Below are 19,546 nucleotides of genomic sequence, written 5' to 3'. Positions count from 1 at the left end.
CCGGCGGATATCAGCGGGCCGCCGCCCAGCGCGCCGTGCGCCTGCGCCGGGAGCGCGACCAGGGTGGTGCCGGTGCGCAGGACGTAGCCCGCGAAGTAGAGCAGCAGCAGGCCGGTGAGCAGCGGGGTGCCCGCGCCGGTGGCCGCCATGTGCTCGGCGTGGCCGCCGTGCGCCGAGGCCGCCCCGCCCATCGCCACGGCCATGTAGACCATCGCGGCCGAGCACACGGAGTGGTGCAGATGGTGGCCGGGCCGCCGGATCAGGAGCAGCGCCCGTACCCCGGCCAGGGCGAAGACCACGCCGAGGACGACGGCGAACAGCGGCGTCCCCCACGGCCGCGGGTCGAGGACGGACATCGGGACGGCCATCACCGCCATTCCCGCCGCCATCAGCGCCTCGTCGCGCGCTTCGCGCCGCAGCAGGCACGTCACCGCGGCGACGGTGCTGAGCGCCACGAGCAGCCAGGCCACCAGCGGTGGTCCGTGCATGCCGTCCTCCCCCTCGTCCCCACGCCTCTTCGGCGCGCCCCGGTCCGTGCGGTGACCCTGGGCTGGTCCGTGACGACCGGCCCGCCGGACGGATGTTCGGCGGTCCCAGGAGAACTGCCCAGGTCCGAGGGCGCACACCCGAGCGCATCGGGGTAGTCGGGGGAGCGTGTCACCGCGGCGCGCGCCGTCGCGGATCGCCGTGTGCCACGATCTCGTGCGCGTCGCCTGACCGCAATGCCCCCGGGCCGGAGGCCGGCGGCTCGGCTCCCCGCGCCTGCGCCGCGGCCCGCGACCTGCGGACCTCCCGCGCCTTCCGGGCACCGGAGCGCTGGGTGACGGCCACACAGACCAGTACGGCGAGCGCCGCGGGCAGCGTGGCGCGGCCCAGGTGCTCACCGAGCAGCGCGGCGGACCACACCAACGTCAGCACGGGCTGGGCGAGTTGGAGCTGGCTGGCCCTGGTCACCCCGATCGCGGCCATGCCGCGGTACCAGACCATCAGGCCGAGGAACTGCGACACCACCGAGACCCACACCAGCCCGCCGATCGACTCGCCGGTCAGCCGTACCGGCTCCAGCGACAGCGACACGACCGCGGCGGGCAGGGTGAGCGGCAGCGTGCCGACCAGCGCCCAGCCGACCACCTGCCAGCCCGGCAGCACCGACGCCAGCCGACCGCCCTCCACGTAACCGGCGGCGCAGACCAGCAGCGAGGCGAAGAGGAAGCCGTCCCCGGCGGTCGGCGCGCCGCCGCTCTCGCCGAGCGAGAAGGCGGTGACCACCGCCGCGCCCGCGACGGCCGCGATCCAGAACGTACGGGACGGCCGCGCGCCGGTGCGTACGGTCGCGAGCACCGCGGTGCACAGCGGGAGCGCGCCGACCACGACGGCGGCGTGCGAGGTGTCGGTGGTGCGCAGCGCGAGCGTGGTCAGCAGCGGGAAGCCGATGACGACTCCGCAGGCGACGACGGCCAGGCCCGCCCAGTGCTCCCGGTCCGGCACCTTCGCCCGGCCCGCCGCGAGGAAGGCCCCGGCGACCGCGGTGGCCAGCACCGCCCGGACCGTCACCGCAGACCAGGCGCCGAATCCGCTCAGCGCCCAGTGGGTGGAAGGGAAGGTGAGCGAAAAGGCGGCCACACCGAGACAGGCGAGCGCGGTGCCCCCTACCGCTACTGAAGTGCGGGGAGTAGCGCTATTCTTATCCTTCATGAATGACGATAGCAGTGCCAGTGCGCTGGCAGAATCCCTCCGAGGAGAGCTGAACCGCTTCTCACCGGGAGCGAAACTGCCGTCGAGCCGGGCCCTGGTCGAGCGGTTCGGGGTCAGCCCGGTGACGGTCTCGCGGGCGCTGGCGACGCTCGCCGCGCAGGGGCTGGTCCTCACCCGGCCCGGCGCGGGCACCTACCGGGCCGCCGAGGGCCCGGCGACCGCCACCGCCGTCGACACCTCCTGGCAGCAGGTCGCGCTGACCGCGGAGGACCCGGACGTGGCACCGCGCGTGGTCGACGCCTCGGGGGTGCTGGGCTGTCTGGTCGGCCCGCCGCAGGGCGTCATCCCCCTCAACGGCGGCTATCTGCACCCCGGCCTCCAACCCGAGCAGGCGCTCGGCGCCGCGCTGGCCCGCGCCGCCCGCAGGCCCGGCGCCTGGGAACGGCCGCCGCTGGAAGGGCTCACCGCGCTGCGCAACTGGTTCGGGCGCGAGGCGGGAGTCCCGCCCGCCCAGGTGCTGATCACCTCCGGCGGGCAGGCCGCCCTCACCACAGCGCTGCGCGCGCTGGCCGCGCCGGGCTCCGCCGTACTCGTCGAATCGCCCACCTACCCCGGCGCGCTCTCCGTCGCCCGCGCCGCGGGGCTGCGGCCGGTGCCGGTCCCGGTCGACGCGGACGGTGTCCGGCCCGATCTGCTCGCCGACGCCTTCGCGGCCAGCGGCGCGCGGGTCTTCTTCTGCCAGCCGCTCTTCCAGAATCCGACCGGCGCGGTGCTCGCCGCCGGGCGCCGCCGCCAGGTGCTCGACATCGCGCGCGCGGCGGGCGCCTTCGTGGTCGAGGACGACTTCGCCCGGCGGCTCGGCCACGGCGACCCGCTGCCGCCACCTCTGGTCGCGGAGGACCCGTACGGCACCGTCGTCCACGTCGCGTCGCTCACCAAGCCGACCTCGCCCAATCTGCGCGTCGGCGCGCTGATCGCCCGCGGCCCGGTGATGGAACGGCTGCGCGCCATCCAGGTGGTCGACAGCTTCTTCGTGCCCAGGCCACTCCAGGAGGCCACCCTGGAACTCGTCGGCGCGCCCTCCTGGCCGCGCCACCTGCGGGCCGTCACCGCCGCACTGCGCGAGCGGCGCGACGCCATGCTCGCCGCGCTCCGGCACCGCCTGCCGGACCTGGTCCCCGACCCGGTGCCCACCGGCGGCTACCACCTGTGGCTGCGGCTGCCCGACGGCACCGACGAGACCGCGCTGACCGGCGCCGCGCTCCGCGCGGGCGTGGCCGTCGCCCCCGGCCGCCCCTATTTCCCCGCCGAGTCGCCCGCCCCGTACATACGGATCACCTTCGCCTACACCACGGGCGCCGCCGAGATCACCGAAGGCGTCCGGCGCTTCGAGCTGGCGCTGCGCGAGACCGCCCCCGCGCTGTGAACACCAGCCCTGTCGCGCGCCGAGCACCCGCCTTGTCGCGCGCCGACGCGGGCCCGTCCGCAACGACCTCGGCAGGACCCGTGAGCGCGGCCCGGACCTGGGGATAGCCTTGCCCGCATGGATATCGCCGCTCCCCGCTTCCGCGCCGCCGCCCCCGACGACGTCCCCGTCCTGGTCGGGCTGATCGAGTCCGCCTACCGCGGCGACGCGAGCCGCGCGGGGTGGACGACGGAGGCGGACATCCTTCAGGGGCAGCGGACCGACCCCGAGGGCGTGCTGGCCGTCATCGACGGCGCGGACAGCAGGCTGACGGTGGTGGAGTCCGGCGACGAGGTGGTGGCCTGCTGCCAGCTCGAACACCGCGGCGACCACGCGTACTTCGGGATGTTCGCCGTACGGCCCGCGCTCCAGGGCGCCGGGCTCGGCAAGGTGATCCTCGCCGAGGCCGAACGGTTCGCCCGCGAGGAGTGGGACGTCGCCGAGCTGCGCATGACGGTGATCTCGGTCCGCGAGGACCTGATCGCCTGGTACGTCCGCCGCGGCTACCAGCGCACCGGGCAGACCAGCCCCTTCCCGTACGGCGAGGAGCGCTTCGGGCTGCCGACCAGGGACGACCTGGAGTTCGAGCTGCTCACGAAGAAGCTGGTCTGAGATCCGAACGCCCGCCGCCCGGCACGCGACCGCCCGGCACCTGATCACTCGGCCCCTGACCATCCGAGACCGGCGGCCCGGCGCCGGCCGTCACAGCCGTCCCGCCTCCGTGATCCGGCGCAGGAAGTCCCGCGTGCGCTGCTCGGCCGGAGCGCCGAACACCTCGGAGGGAGCGCCGCGCTCCAGGATCACGCCCGCGTCCAGGAAGCAGACCTGATCGGCGACATCGCGGGCGAACGCCATCTCATGGGTGGCGATCACCATCGTCATGCCCTGCTCCTTGAGGTCGCGGACCACCGACAGCACCTCGCCGACGAGCTCCGGGTCGAGCGCGGCGGTCACCTCGTCGAGAAGCAGCAACCGCGGCCTGGTCGCGACCGCCCGCAGGATCGCCACCCGCTGCTGCTGGCCGCCGCTGAGCCGGTCCGGGTACTCCGCCGCCCGGTCGGCGAGCCCCAGCCGGGCCAGCAGCTCCCGCGCCCGCTCCTCCGCCTCGCCCCGCGGCACCCCGTGCACCCGGCGCGGCGCCAGCGTGATGTTGTCCAGCACCGTCATGTGCGGGAACAGGTTGTACGCCTGGAAGACGACGCCGATCCTGCGCCGTACCGCGTCCTGGTCGGCCCGCGGGTCGGTGATGTCCTCGCCGTCCAGGAAGATCGCGCCGTCGTCGATCTCCTCCAGCAGATTCGCGCAGCGCAGCAGCGTGGACTTCCCGGAGCCGGACGCGCCGATCAGCGCCGTGACCGTGTGCGCGGGCACGTCGAGCGCGATGTCCCGCAGGACGACGGAGGACCCGTACGTCTTGCGGACCGACTCCAGCCGCAGCACGGGCGTGTTCCGGCTCTGGTCCTGGCCGGCCCGGTCCTGCGCCTGGGGCGGTACGTCCTTGGCGAGCCGGTCCCCGCCCGTGCCGCTCATACGACGCCTCCCTGCGACTGCCGCCGGTTCATCCTGGCCGTCACCCAGTCGGTGAACCGCGTCATCGGGATGGTCAGCGCGACGAAGATCAGCCCCGCGACCACGTACGGCGTGTAGTTGAAGTCGCGGCTGGCGATGATCTGCGCCGCGTAGACGGCGTCCACGGCGCCCGCGATCGACACCAGGCCGGTGTCCTTCTGGAGCGACACCAGGTCGTTGAGCAGCGGCGGCACCACGCGGCGCACGGCCTGCGGCAGCACCACGTACCGCATGGTCTGGGCGCTGCTGAGGCCGAGCGAGCGGGCCGCGGCGCGCTGGCTGGGGTGGACGGTCTCGATCCCGGCCCTGAACACCTCGGCGACATAGGCGGTGTACGTCAGGCAGAGCGCCAGGCCGCCGAGGAGCACAGGGTCGTTGGTGACGCCGCTCAGCCGCAGCGCGGGCACGCCGAAGACCACCGCGAGCAGGCAGATGATCAGCGGCAGTCCGCGGAAGAAGTCCACATACGCCGTCGCCAGGGCGCGCAGCGGGAAGAACACCGGGCCGCGTAGGGTGCGCGCGACCGCCAGCAGCAGTCCCGCGACCAGTACGACGGCGCCGCACACCACCATCAGCCGCAGATTGAGCCAGAGCCCCTGGAGCACGTCGGGCAGCGCGAGCCTTGCGTAGTGCCCGTTGAGGAACGTCTCACGGGTGCGCTGCCAGCCGGGCGAGCTGACGATCAGCCCGATCAGCACTCCCGCGGTCGCCAGGGTGCTGACGCTTCCCACGACCAGGGCGCGGCGGCTGCGGGCGCGTCGGTACAGCTCGCGCTCGATCCGCCGCGCCGACGGCTGGTACGTGTCGACCTGCGCGGCGTCGTCCCGCACGGTCATCCGAGCACCGGGGCGCCGACGGCGTCCGACAGCCACCGCTTCTCCAGGGCGGCGAGCGTCCCGTCGTCGTGCAGCGCGGTGACGGCCTGTGAGACGCACGCGGTCAGCTTGCTGCCCTTGTCGAGGACCAGCCCGAACCGCTCGGGTGAGGAGCCCGCCGCCGCGAACTGCCCGACCACCTTGGCGTCGGTGACCTCGGCCCCGGTGATGTAGAAGGCGGTCGGCAGGTCGACCACGATCCCGTCGACCTGGCCGTTCTTCAGCGCTGCCACGGCGAGGTCGTTGCGCTGGTAGACGGCGGGCTGCCTGGTCGGCTTCACCAGGTTGTCGATGACGTCCAGGCTGGTGGTGCCCACCTGGGCGCCGAGCTTGGCGTTCTTCAGGTCCGCGACGCTGTGCGCGTTCGCGATCTTCGAGGTCTTCAGGGCGACGACGGTCTGCCGTACGTCGTAGTAGCCGGGCGAGAAGTCGACGGCCTTTTTGCGCTCGTCGTTGATCGAAACCTGGTTGATGTCGAGATCGAAATTCTTGGCACCGGGCGCGAACGCCTTGTTGAAGGCGACGGTCTGCCAGACGACCTGGTCCGGCCCGTAACCGAGCTGCTTCGCCACCGCGTACGCGACCGCCGACTCGTAACCCTTGCCGTTGGACGGCTTGTTGTCCGAGAACCAGGGGTCGTACGCCGGATTGTCGGTGCCGACGGTGAGCTTGCCGGGGGTACGGGTGGCGAGCGTGCCGGGTGCGCACGACGCCGCGGTGGCGGTGGCGGTGCCGGTCGCACCGGGCGACGGCGCGGAGGACGAGGGACCGGCGTCGGTCGTGTCGTCCTGGGGCGAGCAGCCGGCCAGTGCGAGGGTGAGCAGGGCAGCCGCGGCGAGCGCGGCACGGCGCGGGGACAGCGAGATCGCGGGACGCATGGCGGGACCTTGGCACCGCGCGGGCGCGTCTGTCCACGCGATTCGGCCGGTTGTCCGGATGCCGGACCATTGTGTCCGGCACATTGCGCGGAGCCGCGGGATGACGGCGACGGCGCTGCGGGATGACGGCGCCGCGGGACCGCGGTGTTACGCGGCGGCCGGTTCCTCCGGCAGGTCGGTGGCGGCGCCGTCCAGCCGCAGGGCGCGGGCCAGAGCCCACTCCTGCGCGGTGTTGACGGTCCAGGCCATGACGGCGATGCCCGCGGCCTGGCAGCGCTCGACGACGTCCAGGTTCAACTGCCGCAGTTCCAGGCTGACCAGGCGGGCGCCCACCGCCTGGGCGCGGGTGACGATCTCCGGGCCGAGGTCGCCGGCGACCAGCACCGTGCGCACGTCGGGCAGCAGCGTACGGATCTCGGCCAGCGCCTCGTCGTGGAAGGACAGCACGCTGACCCGGTCGGTCGCGCCGTGCGCGCTCAGGGCGTCGGCCAGCGCACGGGCCGCCGCCACATCCTTGATCTCGGCCTGGATCGGTCGGCCGACCGCTTCGAGGACCTCCTCGAAGACCGGTACGCGCTCGCCGAGCCCGGCGTCCAGGCCGCGGATCTCGTCCAGCGTGAGGTCGCGGACCAGCCCGGCGCCGTCGGTGGTGCGGTCGACGTCGGCGTCGTGCATGACGATCAGCGCGCCGTCCTTGCTGAGGTGCAGATCCAGCTCGATCTGGTCCAGGCCCGCCTTTTCAGCGCGGCGGAAGGAGCGCAGGGTGTTCTCCGGCTCGACGCCCATGACCCCGCGGTGACCGACGGTGAGGAAGCTCATACCGGCACCCTAGCGAGACCGGGCGACGGCGGACCGAACACGCCGTGACGACTTGGGGCCGACTGCTCAACTGGCCTCAATGCGCAAGTTTTAGTGACCCATCCCGGCTAGCGACAGGAAAAACAGCGGCCTGTCGACCCTCACGCAGGACAATCTCCACTGGCTCCCCTTGATGGATCAACAAGGTCACGGATACGGTGTCTGGACGACAGGTTCTTTTGTAGAGGAGGGGTCATGGGCGAAGTTCTTTCGGCGAAAGTGGCGGACGGCGGCGGTACGTCCGGCGTGGGCATCGTCGGCCACCCGGCGTGGGCGGTGCTGAAGCAGGCCGTCGAAGCCATCAGGCCCTGGCAGCGCAAGGACGGCTCCATCGACTTCGAGGCCGAGGGCGCGCCCAGCGGGGACGACGCCGAACGGACCGTGCGCCGGGTGACCGAGTCGGTCGAACAGCTCTCCCCGCTCCTCCCGCACGACGCCGAGTACCACCGCGCGCTGGTCGCCGATCTGCGCCGCTGGTCCGACGACGGCTTCGGCGTCCCGGACTTCCTCGACTCGCTGCTCGCCTTCCAGCCCGCGGCCGACCGCCGCGACGGCCTCCCGCACCTGGTCGTCTTCCCGATGTACACGCAGAACGGCAACCCGGACCGCAATCTGGAGGCCGTCGCCCTGCGCGTGGTCTGGCCCGACTGGCTGGCCGAACTGGAGCGCACTCGGTACGACAACCCGCTGTTCGTACCGATCACCTTCGAGGACTTCACCCCCGGCTACGACACCAACTCCGCGGTGCTCTTCCCGGAGACCGTCGCCGTCCGCGAGGCCCCCGAGCGCTGGACCTGGGGCGCGATCTTCTGCGACCGCGAGGCCGCCCGCTTTCGCGCGGTGACCGCCGCCGCCGTCGACACCCTCGGCCTGGAGCTGCCCGAGGCGGCGGCCCGGCTGATCGCCGACCAGGACCTGGCGCAGCAGACGTACGTCCTGTGGGACATGATCCACGACCGCACGCACAGCCACGGCGACCTGCCGTTCGACCCGTTCATGATCAAGCAGCGCGCGCCGTTCTGGATGTACGGCCTGGAGGAGCTGCGCTGCGACCTGACCAGCTTCAGGGAGGCCGTGCAGCTCCAGGCCGAGGGCCACCCGATGGGCCTGGGCGTGCAGTACGCGATCCTCTTCGACCGGCTCTTCCGCTTCCCGGTCACCGGTGAGCGCGTCCGCAACTACGACGGACTCGGCGGACAGCTCCTCTTCGCGTACCTGCACAAGCACGACGCCGTACGCTGGACAGACAACACCCTGCACATCGACTGGGAGCGCGCACCGCAGGTCACCAACCAGCTCTGCGCCGAGATCGAGACGCTCTACCGGGACGGCATCGACCGCCCCAAGCTCGTGCACTGGTTCGCCGCCTACGACCTGGTCGCAAGCTACCTCTCCCCGCATCCCGGCTCGGTCTGGGCGAAGGGCCCCGACGCCCTCGACCTGTCCCAGCCCCCGCGCAAACTCGTGGACGACGTGCTGGCGGACGAGTTTCCGCTCAGCATGTTCTACGAGGCCCTTGCGAAGAAGCTGCGTACGGTGATCACCTCGACCAAGGGAATCACCGGCGAGAGCTCACTTCGGGGCGCCGCGTGACCGGTGCGGCCGAGGAGGCGGACATGACGACCGACACGTACACGGGTGGTCTCGACGGAGCGGTGATCGCCGTGGCGGGCGCGGGCGGCCCCGCGGGGCGGGCGGTCCTGCAACGGCTCGCGCGCGAGGGCGGCCATGTGATCGCCGCCGACGCCGACCCCGAGCGACTGGCCGAGGCCGTCGACGCGGCGCGGTACGACGCGGGCGGCGCGGACATCACCGGCGAGATCGTCGACCTGCTCGACCTGGAAGCGAGCCAGGACTGGGCCGGCCGGATCGAGAAGGACCACGGCAGGGTCGACGGCCTGGTCCACCTCGTGGGCGGCTGGCGCGGCTCCGCGTCCTTCCCCGAGACCGACCTCGGCGACTGGGACGTGCTGCACAAGCTGCTGATCCGTACCGTGCAGAACACCTCGCTCGCCTTCCACGACGGCCTCATGCGCAGCCACGGCGGCCGGTATGTGCTGATCAGCGCGTCCGGCGCCACCACGCCGACCGCGGGCAACGCCGCCTACTCCGCGGCCAAGGCCGCGGCCGAGGCGTGGACACTCGCGCTGGGCGACTCCTTCCGCAAGCTCAGCGGCGCCGACGGACCCACGGCGGCGGCCACTGTGCTGGTGATCAAGGCGTTGGTGCACGATGAGATGCGGGCCACGCGCCCGAACGCCAAATTCGCCGGCTTCACCGACGTACGCGACCTCGCCGAGGCCATCGCGGACGTCTGGGACCAGAGCCCTACGGAAGTGAACGGGACCCGACAGTGGCTGACGCCCCGACCGTGACAGAACAGCTCGCCAGCGACGCCGTGCGCCGCCACGACCCTCAGGTGCGCGGCTTCGCCAGTGACAACTACGCCGGGGTGCACCCGGAGATCCTCACCGCGCTCGCCCTCGCCAACGGCGGCCATCAGCCCGCCTACGGCGGGGACGAGTACACCGGTCACCTCCAGGAGGTCTTCCGCGGCCACTTCGGCCCGCGCGCGGAGGTCTTCCCGGTCTTCAACGGCACCGGCGCCAACGTGACGGCCCTCCAGGCCGTCACCGAGCGCTGGGGCGCGGTGATCTGCGCGGAGTCCGCGCACATCCACGTGGACGAGTGCGGCGCCCCCGAGCGGGTCGGCGGCCTGAAGCTGCTCACCGTCCCCACCCCGGACGGCAAGCTCACCCCCGAGCTGATCGACCGGCAGGCGTACGGCTTCTCCGACGAGCACCGGGCCCAACCGCAGGTCGTCTCGATCACCCAGACCACCGAACTGGGCACCTGCTACACGCCCGAGGAGATCAAGGCGGTCTGCGACCACGCGCACCAGCTCGGCATGGCCGTGCACCTGGACGGCGCGCGGATCGCCAACGCGGCGGCCGGTCTCGACGTGCCGCTGGCCCGCTTCACCACCGAGGCGGGCGTGGACATCCTCTCCTTCGGCGGCACCAAGAACGGCCTGCTGCTCGGCGAGTGCGTGGTCGTCCTCAGCCCCGAGCGGGTGCGTGCCATCGACTACCTGCGCAAGCTGTCGATGCAGCTCGCCTCCAAGATGCGGTTCGTCTCCGTGCAGTTCGAGGCGCTGCTCTCGGGCGACCTGTGGCTGCGCAGCGCCGCCCACGCCAACGCGATGGCCCGCCGCCTGGAGCAGGCCGTACAGGGCGTGGACGGGGTCACCGTGCTGCGGCCCGTCCAGTCCAACGCCGTCTTCGCGCTGCTGCCGCGTGAGGTCAGTGAACGCCTCCAGAAGCGCTACCGCTTCTACTTCTGGGACGAGTCGACGGGCGAGGTCCGCTGGATGTGCTCCTTCGACACGACCGAGTCGGACGTGGACGGCTTCGCCGCCGCGCTCGAGGAGGAGATGCGGGCCTAGCGCCCTTCCGGCGGATCACGGGAGGCTGCCCGACACCCGGCACGGTTGCGCGTCGCCCCGACCACCTGACCTGCCGGGGCGCCGGCATCCGCGGTGCGCTGACGCGAAGCAGGGCTCTTCAGGGGCGCGGGGAACCGCGCGACCGGCCACGACGCGCCCGCAGGTGGCTACCGGACCCGGTGGGGCGGAGGCTGTCGGTCTCTGACCGTTGTCGGTCGGTCGGTCGGTCGGTCGGTCGGTCGGTCGGTGGGTGGGCTGAGGCGAGGTTCCCCGCGCCCCTGGAACGCGTCGGCTTCCGCCATGAGGGATGAGGTGCTGGAGCAGCGCACCGGCATCTGCGACGCCGCGTCTCCCACTGGTCACGGCTGGACGCGCGGGGCAACGAGCCCGGCGTCGACGCGCGCTTCTCGCTGGACGAGGAACGGCTCGCGTGGGCGGCGCGCCCGGAGATCGGCGAGGCCGACTGTCCGCTAGTGCACACGGCGCCGCCCACGGTCGTACGGGAGGCCCTGCGCGGCGCGCGCTACCGGTCGCAACTGGCCAGGACGCTGCCTACCGAGCTGCCGTGAGGATGCCGTCGGGTCCCGCGTGCGGTGGGCGCCGCCTCAGCTCGGCTGGGGCTGCTGCTCGCGGTCCCTGGCCGCCGCTTCCTCGGGGGTCGGGGCCGTGCCGCCCAGATGCGCGGGCAGCCACCAGCGGTCTGCGGGGCCCGAGGGCTTGCCCGGATACGTACGCTGCGCGTCGTCCAGCAGCTCCTGCACCCGCAGCCGCAGCCGCCGGGTGAGCGCGCCCGCCTTCTCGTTCTCCTGCGGGCGCATCTGCTCGCCGATCCGCAGCGTGATCGGGAACTTGCTGCGGCCCAGATTGCGCGGGTGCCCCTTCGTCCACAGCCGCTGAGTGCCCCACAGCGCCATCGGCAGCAGCGGCACACCGGCCTCCATCGCTAGCCGGGCCGCACCCGATTTGAACGACTTCAACGTGAACGACTGCGAGATGGTCGCCTCGGGGAACACCCCGATGATCTCGCCGCCGCGCAGGGCGTCCAGGGCGTGCGCGTACGCGTGCATGCCCTCGGAGCGGTCCACCGGAATGTGCTTCATGGCGCGCATCAGCGGACCCGACACCTTGTGCCGGAAAACCGATTCCTTGGCCATGAAGCGCACCAGGCGCTTGGCGGGCAGCGTCGTCAGACCGCAGAAGACGAAGTCCAGATAGCCGATGTGGTTGCTGACGAGCAGGGCGCCGCCTTGGCGGGGGACGTTCTCGGTGCCCCGGATGTCGAATTTGAGCCCCTGCACCTTGAACATGGTGCGGGCACAAGCGATCACCGGTGGGTAGACGAGTTCGGCCATGTCGGGGCACCTGCTCTCTCCGGGGCGGCGCTCCCGGCGGAAGTTACGCGCCCGTAAGTTGTTCGGCCGCTGAGCGATGGTGCCCCGCCAGCGGGTCCCCTGTCATCCCGGGGACCGGTGCCAAGGCGAGATTCTTCTCACGACCTGCGGCGGAACCCATCAGGCTGCTGCCCGTTTCAGCAGCAGATACACCTCGCACCCCAAGCAGTAGGCGAAAGCGGCGTTGAGGAAGGCGGCGGCCAGCGCGCACGCGGTGGCCGCCAGACCCAGCCACTGCGGACCTACCAGATAGCCGATGACACCGATTACGGAGAAGCCGAAACCCACCGCCTGCGCGAACCGCGGCGGGGCCGCGTCCTCGGTACCGGGCGGCGGCCCCAGCCTGGGCCGCACCAGGGTGCGGAAAACCCAGCCGTACGGCGAATTCCGCACTCCGGCCACCGCTCCCACCGCGAAGACCGCGGCCTGAACGGCCAGCAGCCAGCCGCTGCCGGTGATCAGCACGACCGCGAGCACCACCGTGGTGAGGGACGCACCGAAACGGGGCCCTCGTATGTCGATCTCCATGACTGAAATAATGGCCGACCAGCGACGGAACGCGACCGAGGGAATCATTGCGTTCGCATGAACGCTGCACGGACCGGAAAGACGCGGGCGGGAAGCCGCCGGACGTACGACCGTATGTATGACCAGGCGCATGAGCAGACGTATGACCAGGCGCATGAGACGTACGAGATACGAGATGTGTGAGCGGACGAGGAGCACGGCGTTGACGGGACTGGTGGTCTGCCTGGCCGTACTCCTGGCCGCGAGCGTCTACGGGCTGGTGCACCGGCGCAGGGACGGGAGAATCCGGGTGCGGACGAAGGACGGCGACGAGCGGCTGACGGCCGCTGACCTCGGCGGGCCGCTGGGGGAGCGCGCCACCCTGGTGCAGTTCTCCAGCGCTTTCTGCGCGCCCTGCCGGGCCACCCGGCGCGTGCTCGACGAGGTGGCGGGCATGGTGGACGGCGTCCGGCACGTCGAGATCGACGCCGAGGCGCACCTGGAGCTGGTCAGGCGGCTGAGCGTCCTCAAGACCCCGACCGTGTTCGTCCTCGACGCGGACGGCGCGATCGTGCGCAGGGCCGCCGGTCAGCCGCGCAAGGCGGACGTGATCGCCGCGCTGGGCGCGGCTGTCTGACGAGCCGGGCGGGCAGGCCGGTCTGACGGGCCGGTCTGACGGGCCGACAGCCTCCGGGGGAGCGCGGTGTGACGGAAATTCCATATTCCGGGCGGGTCTTGACGTGACCCCGTCTGAATCGTCAGTCTGACGTTATGTCGCAAGACCGCTTTCTGTACGCGTATCTGTACGCGCGCGCCGATGTCGACTTCGGTCGGCACTCCAGCGCGCGTTGTCCGAGCTGCTGAGCGCCCACGACCCGCACTGCGCCGCTCGACCGCTTCAGAAGGATCTGACCGTGACTGCCATCAGCGATCACCCCGCCGCCTTTGACTCCTCGGCCTTCGACCCCGCGCCCGGCCCCGCTCTGGACCCCGCCGTCTTCCGTTCGGTCTTCCGCCGCCACGCGGCCGGAGTCGCCGTGATCACCGCCGCGGGGCCCGGCCCCGTCGGCTTCACCGCCACCTCCCTGACCTCGGTGTCCGCCGAGCCGCCGCTGCTCTCCTTCGGCATCAGCCTCGGGTCGTCGAGCTGGCCGACCGTCGCCGAGGCGTCATTCGTCGGCGTACACATACTCGGCGAGCACCAGGAAGTGCTGGCCGGCACGTTCGCCCGCAGCGGCGCCGACCGCTTCGGCCCCGCCACGGCCTGGGCGCCCGGCCCGCACGGCGTCCCGCTGCTCGGCGAGGTACCGGCCTGGCTGGTGTGCCGCGTCGTGGCGCGGGTCCCGGCGGGCGACCACCGGATCATCATCGCCCAGGCCGTCGCCGGTGACCCCCAGGGCCCCGGCCGCCCGCTCCTCTACCACCAGGGCGGCTTCACCTCACTCGGCCACTGACGGCGGCAGCGTCGGCCACGTCACAGTTCAAGGTCCTTGCTCACGGGGAACGAGCCCTGTGTACTGGCGAGTAATATTTCTGTCGGGGCAGTTGCTGCGTCCCGGCGGGGAGCCGCCGCCGAGGACGCCTATGCTGCCATTCCGGGGCGGATTCCGGGGCAGTTGGACGAAGACGTTGCAACGATGCAGTAGGTAGGAGAGCTGGCGTGAGTTTGAGGATCGTAGTCGCAGTGAAGTACGTGCCCGATGCCACGGGTGACCGTCACTTCGCCGAGGACCTGACCACTGACCGCGACGCCGTGGACGGCCTGCTCTCCGAGCTGGACGAGTACGCGGTCGAGCAGGCGCTTCAGATCGCCGACGCGGCGGACGACGCGGAGATCACGGTGCTGACCGTGGGCCCCGAGGACGCGAAGGACGCGTTGCGCAAGGCGCTGTCGATGGGCGCGGACAAGGCGATCCACGTCGAGGACGACGGCCTGCACGGCACGGACATCCTCGGCACGTCGCTGGTGCTCGCCAAGGCCATCGAGCGCGCGGGCTTCGACCTCGTCGTGACCGGCATGGCCTCCACCGACGGCACCGCGGGCGTGGTGCCCGCGCTGCTGGCCGAGCGGCTGGGCGTGCCGCAGGTGACGTTCCTGTCCGAGGTGTCGGTGGCGGACGGCAAGGTGACCGGCCGCCGCGACGGCGACGCGGCCAGCGAGCGGCTGGAGGCGTCGCTTCCGGCGCTGGTCTCGGTGACCGACCAGTCGGGCGAGGCCCGTTACCCCTCGTTCAAGGGGATCATGGCGGCGAAGAAGAAGCCGGTGGAGGCCCTGGACCTGTCGGATCTGGGTCTGGACGCGGCCGAGGTGGGTCTGGCCGGTTCGTGGACGGCCGTCGAGGACGCCAAGCAGCGTCCGGCGCGGACGGCGGGCACGATCGTGAAGGACGAGGGCGAGGGCGGCAAGCAGCTCGCGGAGTACCTGGCGAGCCAGAAGTTCATCTGACCGGATGCCGGGCGCCCTTCCGGGCACTGTCCCGGGCCCGCTTCCGGCCGTTCCGGTCCGTATCCGCCCCGTCAAACCTTTTCGTAGGAGTGCATTTCCATGGGTGAAGTCCTCGTCTATGTCGACCACGTGGACGGTGCCGTCCGCAAGCCGACTCTCGAACTGCTGACGCTGGCCCGCCGGATCGGTGAGCCGGTCGCGGTCCACCTCGGCCCCGGCGCCGACGCCGCCGCCTCCGTGCTGGGCGAGCACGGCGCCGTGCGGGTACTGGCCGCCGACGCGCCGGAGTTCGCCGACTACCTCGTCGTACCGAAGGTCGACGCGCTGGAGGCCGCCGCCAAGGCGGTGAGCCCGGTCGCGGTCCTGGTGCCGTCCTCCGCCGAGGGCAAGGAGATCGCCGCGCGACTCGCACTGCGCCTGGGCTCGGGCCTGATCACCGACGCGATCGACGTGGAGGCCGGCGCCGATGGCCCGGTGGCCACGCAGTCGGCGTTCGCCGCCGCCTTCACGACCCGCTCCCGGGTCAGCACGGGCGTCCCCGTCATCACGGTGAAGCCGAACTCCGCGCCGGTCGAGGCGGCTTCGGCGGCCGGGACGGTCGAGGCGCTGGAGGTGGCCTTCGGTGAACTGGCCACCGGCACCAAGGTCGTCTCGCGGACCCCGCGGGAATCGACCGGGCGTCCTGAGCTGACCGAGGCCGCGATCGTGGTCTCCGGCGGTCGCGGTGTCAACGGCGCCGAGAACTTCTCGGTCATCGAGGCGCTGGCGGACTCCCTGGGCGCGGCCGTGGGCGCGTCGCGCGCGGCGGTGGACGCGGGCTGGTACCCGCACACCAACCAGGTCGGCCAGACCGGCAAGTCGGTGTCGCCGCAGCTCTACATCGCCAACGGCATCTCGGGTGCGATCCAGCACCGCGCGGGTATGCAGACGTCCAAGACGATCGTCGCGGTGAACAAGGACGCGGAGGCGCCGATCTTCGACCTCGTCGACTACGGCGTCGTCGGCGACCTCTTCCAGGTCGTCCCCCAGCTCACCGAGGAGGTCAAGGCCCGCAAGGGCTGACCGACCCTCCCGACGGCCCCCGCACGCCAGCCGCGTGCGGGGGCCGTCGTCCGTCCGCCACCCCCTTGGCGGGGTGTTGACCTCGGCCTACGGCTCGGCTAGCTTCACTTCAACGATTTGTTGAATTTCGGGAGGGTGGCACATGGCGCAGGGCTCAGCGGGCGCGGCGGCGGCGGCCGGTACGACACTGGCGGACGCGGTACGGGCGGACATCGGCGCCCGGCTGGCCGACACCGACGCCGAACTGGCCCGCCGTTACCCCGGCGACCCCGGCACCCGGCAGCCCGTGCACACCGTCTACGTACCCGCCGACGCCTTCGGCGCCCGGACCGTACGCGACTGGGGCGACCAGGCGCTGGCCGCACTCGACGCCCACGCCCCGGACGCCGCCGCGCTCGCCGCCGTACTCGGTCTGCCCGTGGGACGGTCCACCGGTTTGGCCGCCGAGGTCCACGACCGGGTGCGGGCCAAGCTGGAGCGCGAGCCCGTCGAGGACCTGCGGATCGACTTCGAGGACGGCTACGGGCCGCGCCCGGACCCCGAGGAGGACGCGGCAGCCGTGGCCGCCGCCCGCACCGTGACGGCCGCCGTCGCGGACGGGAGCGCTCCGCCGTACGTCGGCATCCGGATGAAGTGCATGGAGGCGGCGGTCCGCGACCGGGGCATCCGTACGCTCGACCTCTTCCTGACCACCCTGCTGGACGGCGGCGGCCTGCCCGACGGGCTGCTGCTGACACTGCCCAAGGTGACCTTCCCCGAGCAGGTCGCGGCGATGGCGCGGCTGTGCGAGGAGTTCGAGAAGGCGGCGGGGCTGCCACGGGGGCGGATCGGCTTCGAGATCCAGATCGAGACCACCCAGGCCATCCTCGGCCCCGACGGCACCGTGACCGTGCCCCGGCTGATCGACGCCGCCCGGGGCCGCGCCACCGGCCTGCACTACGGCACCTTCGACTACAGCGCCGCGTGCGGGGTCAGCGCCGCCCACCAGTCGATGGACCACCCGGCCGCCGACTACGCCAAGGCGGTCATGCAGGTCGCCGCGGCGGGCACCGGCGTCCGGCTGTCCGACGGGTCCACCAACGCGCTCCCCGTCGGCCCGGCCGAGCGGGTGCACGACGCCTGGCGCCTGCACTACGGCCTGGTCCGCCGCTCGCTGGCCCGCGCGTACTACCAGGGCTGGGACATGCACCCCGCCCACCTGCCCACCCGCTACGCCGCCGTCTACGCCTTCTACCGCGAGGGCCTGGACGCCTCCGCCGCGCGCCTCGCCGCCTACGTCGCCAAAGCGGGCGGCGACGTCATGGACGAGCCCGCCACCGCCCGCGCCCTCAGCGGCTACCTGCTGCGCGGCCTCGACTGCGGCGCCATCGACGCCGAGGAGGTCACCGAGCGCACCGGCCTCGGCCGCGCGGAGCTGCACGCGCTGGCGGGCCGCTAGGGCGTGTCGTCACATTCGCGCCTGTTCCGCCACGCCTGGCGCGCACGCCCGCCGGTCAGGACCGATGCCGTACGGGTCCGGTGGGTGCTCAGTCGGACGGGGGGATCTCGCCGGAGCCGCGGGCGATCAGGCGGGCGGGGAGCTCCAGCCGGGCGGGGGCGGCGTCCGCGCCGCCCTCCAGGCGGCGGAAGAGCAACTGCGCCGCGCTGCGCCCGAGCCCCGGCGAGTCCTGCGCCACGACGCTGATCGCCGGGTCGAGCAGATCGGCGAGTTCAAAGTCGTCGAAGCCGACCAGGGCGACCGGGCGCGGGTGGTGGGACAGCACGCGCACCGCCGTGACGGTGACGCGGTTGTTGCCCGCGAACAGCGCCGTCACCGGTTCGGGACCGGACAGCAGGGACGCCAGGACGGCGCGTACCCGCTCGGGGTTGGTCGGGCCCATCGAGTACCACTCGGGCCTGATCGTCAGCCCGGCGTCGGCCATCGCCTCGCGGTAGCCGCGCAGCCGCTCCGCGGCGGTGTGAATGCCCGGCTGGTCACCGATGAAGCCGATCCTGCGGTGTCCGTGCGCGATCAGGTGCGCGACACCGTCGCGGGTGCCGCCCGCGTTGTCGGTCAGCACCATGTCGGCGTCGATCCGGCCCGCGGGACGGTCGACGAAGACGGTGGCCACCCCGGCCTCGATCTCCGGGATCAGATACCGGTGGTCGTCACCCGCGGGCACCACGATCAGCCCGTCCACCCGGCGGGCGCAGAACGCCAGCACCAACTCCTGCTCGCGCCGCGGGTCCTCGGCGCTCGACCCGGTGAACAGCAGCGCGCCGTTGGCCCGCGCCACGTCCTCGACCGCCCTGCTGAGCGGGGCGTAGAACGGGTCGGCGAGGTCTTCGAGCACCAGGCCGACACTGGCGGTGCGGCGGGTGCGCAGCAGCCGCGCGCTGTCGTTGCGCCGGAAGCCGAGCGCGTCGATCGCCGCCTGGACGCGGGCGACCGTGTCCGGGGTGACGCCGGGCTCCTCGTTCACCACCCGCGACACCGTCTTGAGGCCGACGCCCGCTCGGGCGGCGACATCTTTCATGGTGGGCCGGGGAACTCGTCCAGAACTGTGGGTCACGATCGTAGTATTCCCTGCGGGAAGAGTTGGACAACGTTGTCAGAGTTAGGCGAGACTATCTCTGGTGCCGTTTCCGCGGAACCCCGGGCGGTTCGCCAGGATATTCGTCAGGAACGTCAGGAAAGAGGAGATCCCCGAGCGATGCACCCCCAAGGCGCTACCGGTCCACTCGTGGCCGCAATCGACATCGGCGGTACGAAGATCGCCGGGGCGCTCATCGACGCGGAGGGGCGACTGCTGGCGCGGGCGCTGCGGGCGACACCCGCGGGGGAGGACGGCGAGACGGTGGTGCGGGCGGTCACCGACGTGATCGCCGAACTGCGGGCCACCGCCGTGTGGCCCTCCGTTGTCGCCGTCGGCATCGGCAGCGCGGGTCCCGTCGACGCCGCGCACGGCACCGTCAGCCCGGTCAACGTGCCCGGCTGGCGCGAATTCCCGCTCGTCGCGCGGGTGTCCGACGCGGTCGGCGGCCTGCCCGTCGTCCTCACCGGCGACGGGGTCGCCATGACCGCGGCCGAGCACTGGCAGGGTGCCGCCCGCGGATACGACAACGCGCTGTGCATGGTCGTCTCCACCGGAGTCGGCGGCGGTCTGGTCCTCGGCGGAGCCCTCCTTCCCGGGCCCACCGGCAATGCCGGTCACATCGGTCACATCAGCGTCGACCTCGACGGTGATCTCTGCCCGTGCGGATCGCGCGGCTGCGTCGAGCGGATCGCCAGCGGACCGAACATCGCGCGCCGCGCGCTGGACGGGGGCTGGGTGCCGCCCGCCGGCGCCGCGCCCACGGCGGCGGCCGTCGCCGA

Annotated in this window: 19 protein-coding genes and 1 pseudogene; 11 read left to right on the top strand and 9 right to left on the bottom strand. The window is 72.4% G+C overall.

All coding sequences use genetic code 11. The features are described from left to right. Both BGM09_RS33570 and BGM09_RS33565 read right to left on the bottom strand, forming a co-directional pair. Window positions 1-488 (bottom strand): DUF5134 domain-containing protein (locus BGM09_RS33570; protein WP_188285518.1); only part of this gene is annotated, 488 nt, incomplete at its 3' end. A 322-nt stretch (window positions 489-810) separates the two neighbouring features. Beyond that, window positions 811-1,695 (bottom strand): annotated as a pseudogene (locus tag BGM09_RS33565) (DMT family transporter); the annotation flags it as partial. On the opposite strand from BGM09_RS33565, the gene BGM09_RS33560 reads away from it, so the two are divergent. Together BGM09_RS33560 and BGM09_RS33555 are read left to right on the top strand one after the other, a co-directional pair. Beyond that, a complete protein-coding gene (locus BGM09_RS33560) occupies window positions 1,694-3,121 on the top strand; it encodes a PLP-dependent aminotransferase family protein (protein ID WP_188285516.1) in 1,428 nt (475 codons plus the stop codon). The pseudogene BGM09_RS33565 and the gene BGM09_RS33560 overlap by 2 nt on opposite strands. A gap of 117 nt (window positions 3,122-3,238) precedes the next feature. Then, on the top strand, window positions 3,239-3,772 hold the full coding sequence (locus tag BGM09_RS33555) for a GNAT family N-acetyltransferase (protein WP_188285515.1): 534 nt from the start codon (window positions 3,239-3,241) through the stop codon (window positions 3,770-3,772). A gap of 90 nt (window positions 3,773-3,862) precedes the next feature. Here BGM09_RS33555 and BGM09_RS33550 read toward each other — a convergent pair whose 3' ends face one another. The 4 genes from BGM09_RS33550 to BGM09_RS33535 form a co-directional block, all read right to left on the bottom strand. Next, entirely contained in the window at window positions 3,863-4,690 is an 828-nt protein-coding gene (locus BGM09_RS33550; RefSeq protein ID WP_188285514.1) for an amino acid ABC transporter ATP-binding protein, read from the bottom strand. Beyond that, window positions 4,687-5,565, bottom strand: a complete 879-nt coding sequence (locus tag BGM09_RS33545) for an amino acid ABC transporter permease (RefSeq protein WP_188285513.1) — start codon at window positions 5,563-5,565, stop codon at window positions 4,687-4,689. The genes BGM09_RS33550 and BGM09_RS33545 overlap by 4 nt, the downstream gene beginning before the upstream one ends. Further along, window positions 5,562-6,482 (bottom strand): ABC transporter substrate-binding protein, encoded by a 921-nt coding sequence (locus BGM09_RS33540; protein ID WP_188285512.1) that lies wholly within the window; start codon window positions 6,480-6,482, stop codon window positions 5,562-5,564. Before BGM09_RS33540 ends, BGM09_RS33545 begins: the two co-directional genes overlap by 4 nt. 147 nt (window positions 6,483-6,629) lie before the next feature. After that, window positions 6,630-7,301: a glycerophosphodiester phosphodiesterase gene (locus BGM09_RS33535; RefSeq protein WP_188285511.1), complete on the bottom strand. Its 672-nt coding sequence runs from the start codon at window positions 7,299-7,301 to the stop codon at window positions 6,630-6,632. Between the two features lie 234 nt (window positions 7,302-7,535). Between BGM09_RS33535 and BGM09_RS33530 the strand changes: the two genes are divergently transcribed. From BGM09_RS33530 to BGM09_RS33520, 3 genes are read left to right on the top strand one after another with little or no spacing between them, the layout of a single operon-like run. After that, window positions 7,536-8,933 carry a DUF6421 family protein gene (locus tag BGM09_RS33530; RefSeq protein ID WP_188285510.1) on the top strand — a complete coding sequence of 466 codons (1,398 nt, stop codon included), beginning with the start codon at window positions 7,536-7,538 and terminating at the stop codon, window positions 8,931-8,933. A 23-nt stretch (window positions 8,934-8,956) separates the two neighbouring features. Beyond that, complete coding sequence (locus BGM09_RS33525; RefSeq protein WP_188285509.1) at window positions 8,957-9,715, top strand: SDR family oxidoreductase; 759 nt, start codon at window positions 8,957-8,959, stop codon at window positions 9,713-9,715. Then, window positions 9,694-10,785 (top strand): threonine aldolase family protein, encoded by a 1,092-nt coding sequence (locus tag BGM09_RS33520; protein ID WP_188285508.1) that lies wholly within the window; start codon window positions 9,694-9,696, stop codon window positions 10,783-10,785. Before BGM09_RS33525 ends, BGM09_RS33520 begins: the two co-directional genes overlap by 22 nt. A gap of 605 nt (window positions 10,786-11,390) precedes the next feature. Here BGM09_RS33520 and BGM09_RS33515 read toward each other — a convergent pair. Both BGM09_RS33515 and BGM09_RS33510 read right to left on the bottom strand, forming a co-directional pair. Beyond that, entirely contained in the window at window positions 11,391-12,137 is a 747-nt protein-coding gene (locus BGM09_RS33515) for a lysophospholipid acyltransferase family protein (protein ID WP_188285507.1), read from the bottom strand. A 159-nt stretch (window positions 12,138-12,296) separates the two neighbouring features. Continuing rightward, a complete protein-coding gene (locus BGM09_RS33510) occupies window positions 12,297-12,704 on the bottom strand; it encodes a DUF4395 domain-containing protein (protein WP_188285506.1) in 408 nt (135 codons plus the stop codon). Between the two features lie 202 nt (window positions 12,705-12,906). Here BGM09_RS33510 and BGM09_RS33505 point away from each other — a divergent pair, with 202 nt between their 5' ends. The 5 genes from BGM09_RS33505 to BGM09_RS33485 all read left to right on the top strand — a co-directional run bounded on the left by BGM09_RS33505 (window position 12,907) and on the right by BGM09_RS33485 (window position 17,629). After that, the gene (locus BGM09_RS33505; protein WP_188285520.1) at window positions 12,907-13,320 is read left to right on the top strand and encodes a TlpA family protein disulfide reductase; all 414 of its coding nucleotides are present in this window, start codon (window positions 12,907-12,909) and stop codon (window positions 13,318-13,320) included. Between the two features lie 346 nt (window positions 13,321-13,666). Then, entirely contained in the window at window positions 13,667-14,137 is a 471-nt protein-coding gene (locus BGM09_RS33500) for a flavin reductase family protein (protein WP_223187966.1), read from the top strand. A 206-nt stretch (window positions 14,138-14,343) separates the two neighbouring features. Beyond that, complete coding sequence (locus BGM09_RS33495) at window positions 14,344-15,129, top strand: electron transfer flavoprotein subunit beta/FixA family protein (protein WP_188285505.1); 786 nt, start codon at window positions 14,344-14,346, stop codon at window positions 15,127-15,129. Window positions 15,130-15,228: 99 nt separating this feature from the next. Continuing rightward, a complete protein-coding gene (locus tag BGM09_RS33490; RefSeq protein ID WP_188285504.1) occupies window positions 15,229-16,191 on the top strand; it encodes an electron transfer flavoprotein subunit alpha/FixB family protein in 963 nt (320 codons plus the stop codon). 142 nt (window positions 16,192-16,333) lie between these two features. Next, window positions 16,334-17,629, top strand: a complete 1,296-nt coding sequence (locus BGM09_RS33485; protein ID WP_188285503.1) for a DUF6986 family protein — start codon at window positions 16,334-16,336, stop codon at window positions 17,627-17,629. A gap of 88 nt (window positions 17,630-17,717) precedes the next feature. Here BGM09_RS33485 and BGM09_RS33480 read toward each other — a convergent pair whose 3' ends face one another. After that, window positions 17,718-18,707 (bottom strand): LacI family DNA-binding transcriptional regulator, encoded by a 990-nt coding sequence (locus BGM09_RS33480; RefSeq protein WP_188285502.1) that lies wholly within the window; start codon window positions 18,705-18,707, stop codon window positions 17,718-17,720. A gap of 177 nt (window positions 18,708-18,884) precedes the next feature. Between BGM09_RS33480 and BGM09_RS33475 the strand changes: the two genes are divergently transcribed. Further along, window positions 18,885-19,546: ROK family protein (locus tag BGM09_RS33475; protein WP_188285501.1), on the top strand; the 662-nt coding region annotated here is incomplete at its 3' end.

It is taken from the genome of Streptomyces sp. CBMA29, from assembly GCF_014596445.1.
Taxonomy (GTDB): domain Bacteria; phylum Actinomycetota; class Actinomycetes; order Streptomycetales; family Streptomycetaceae; genus Actinacidiphila.
This window is presented reverse-complemented; position numbering and strand designations above follow the sequence as displayed.

What these genes read in the sequence shown, in the direction of transcription:
- BGM09_RS33525 (WP_188285509.1), top strand. Translation starts at nt 8,957, where the DNA reads ATGACGACCGACACGTACACGGGTGGTCTCGACGGAGCGGTGATCGCC.
- BGM09_RS33490 (WP_188285504.1), top strand. Translation starts at nt 15,229, where the DNA reads ATGGGTGAAGTCCTCGTCTATGTCGACCACGTGGACGGTGCCGTCCGC.
- BGM09_RS33545 (WP_188285513.1), bottom strand. Translation starts at nt 5,565, where the DNA reads ATGACCGTGCGGGACGACGCCGCGCAGGTCGACACGTACCAGCCGTCG.
- BGM09_RS33550 (WP_188285514.1), bottom strand. Translation starts at nt 4,690, where the DNA reads ATGAGCGGCACGGGCGGGGACCGGCTCGCCAAGGACGTACCGCCCCAG.
- BGM09_RS33485 (WP_188285503.1), top strand. Translation starts at nt 16,334, where the DNA reads ATGGCGCAGGGCTCAGCGGGCGCGGCGGCGGCGGCCGGTACGACACTG.
- BGM09_RS33530 (WP_188285510.1), top strand. Translation starts at nt 7,536, where the DNA reads ATGGGCGAAGTTCTTTCGGCGAAAGTGGCGGACGGCGGCGGTACGTCC.
- BGM09_RS33540 (WP_188285512.1), bottom strand. Translation starts at nt 6,482, where the DNA reads ATGCGTCCCGCGATCTCGCTGTCCCCGCGCCGTGCCGCGCTCGCCGCG.
- BGM09_RS33510 (WP_188285506.1), bottom strand. Translation starts at nt 12,704, where the DNA reads ATGGAGATCGACATACGAGGGCCCCGTTTCGGTGCGTCCCTCACCACG.
- BGM09_RS33560 (WP_188285516.1), top strand. Translation starts at nt 1,694, where the DNA reads ATGAATGACGATAGCAGTGCCAGTGCGCTGGCAGAATCCCTCCGAGGA.
- BGM09_RS33535 (WP_188285511.1), bottom strand. Translation starts at nt 7,301, where the DNA reads ATGAGCTTCCTCACCGTCGGTCACCGCGGGGTCATGGGCGTCGAGCCG.
- BGM09_RS33515 (WP_188285507.1), bottom strand. Translation starts at nt 12,137, where the DNA reads ATGGCCGAACTCGTCTACCCACCGGTGATCGCTTGTGCCCGCACCATG.
- BGM09_RS33555 (WP_188285515.1), top strand. Translation starts at nt 3,239, where the DNA reads ATGGATATCGCCGCTCCCCGCTTCCGCGCCGCCGCCCCCGACGACGTC.
- BGM09_RS33480 (WP_188285502.1), bottom strand. Translation starts at nt 18,707, where the DNA reads ATGAAAGATGTCGCCGCCCGAGCGGGCGTCGGCCTCAAGACGGTGTCG.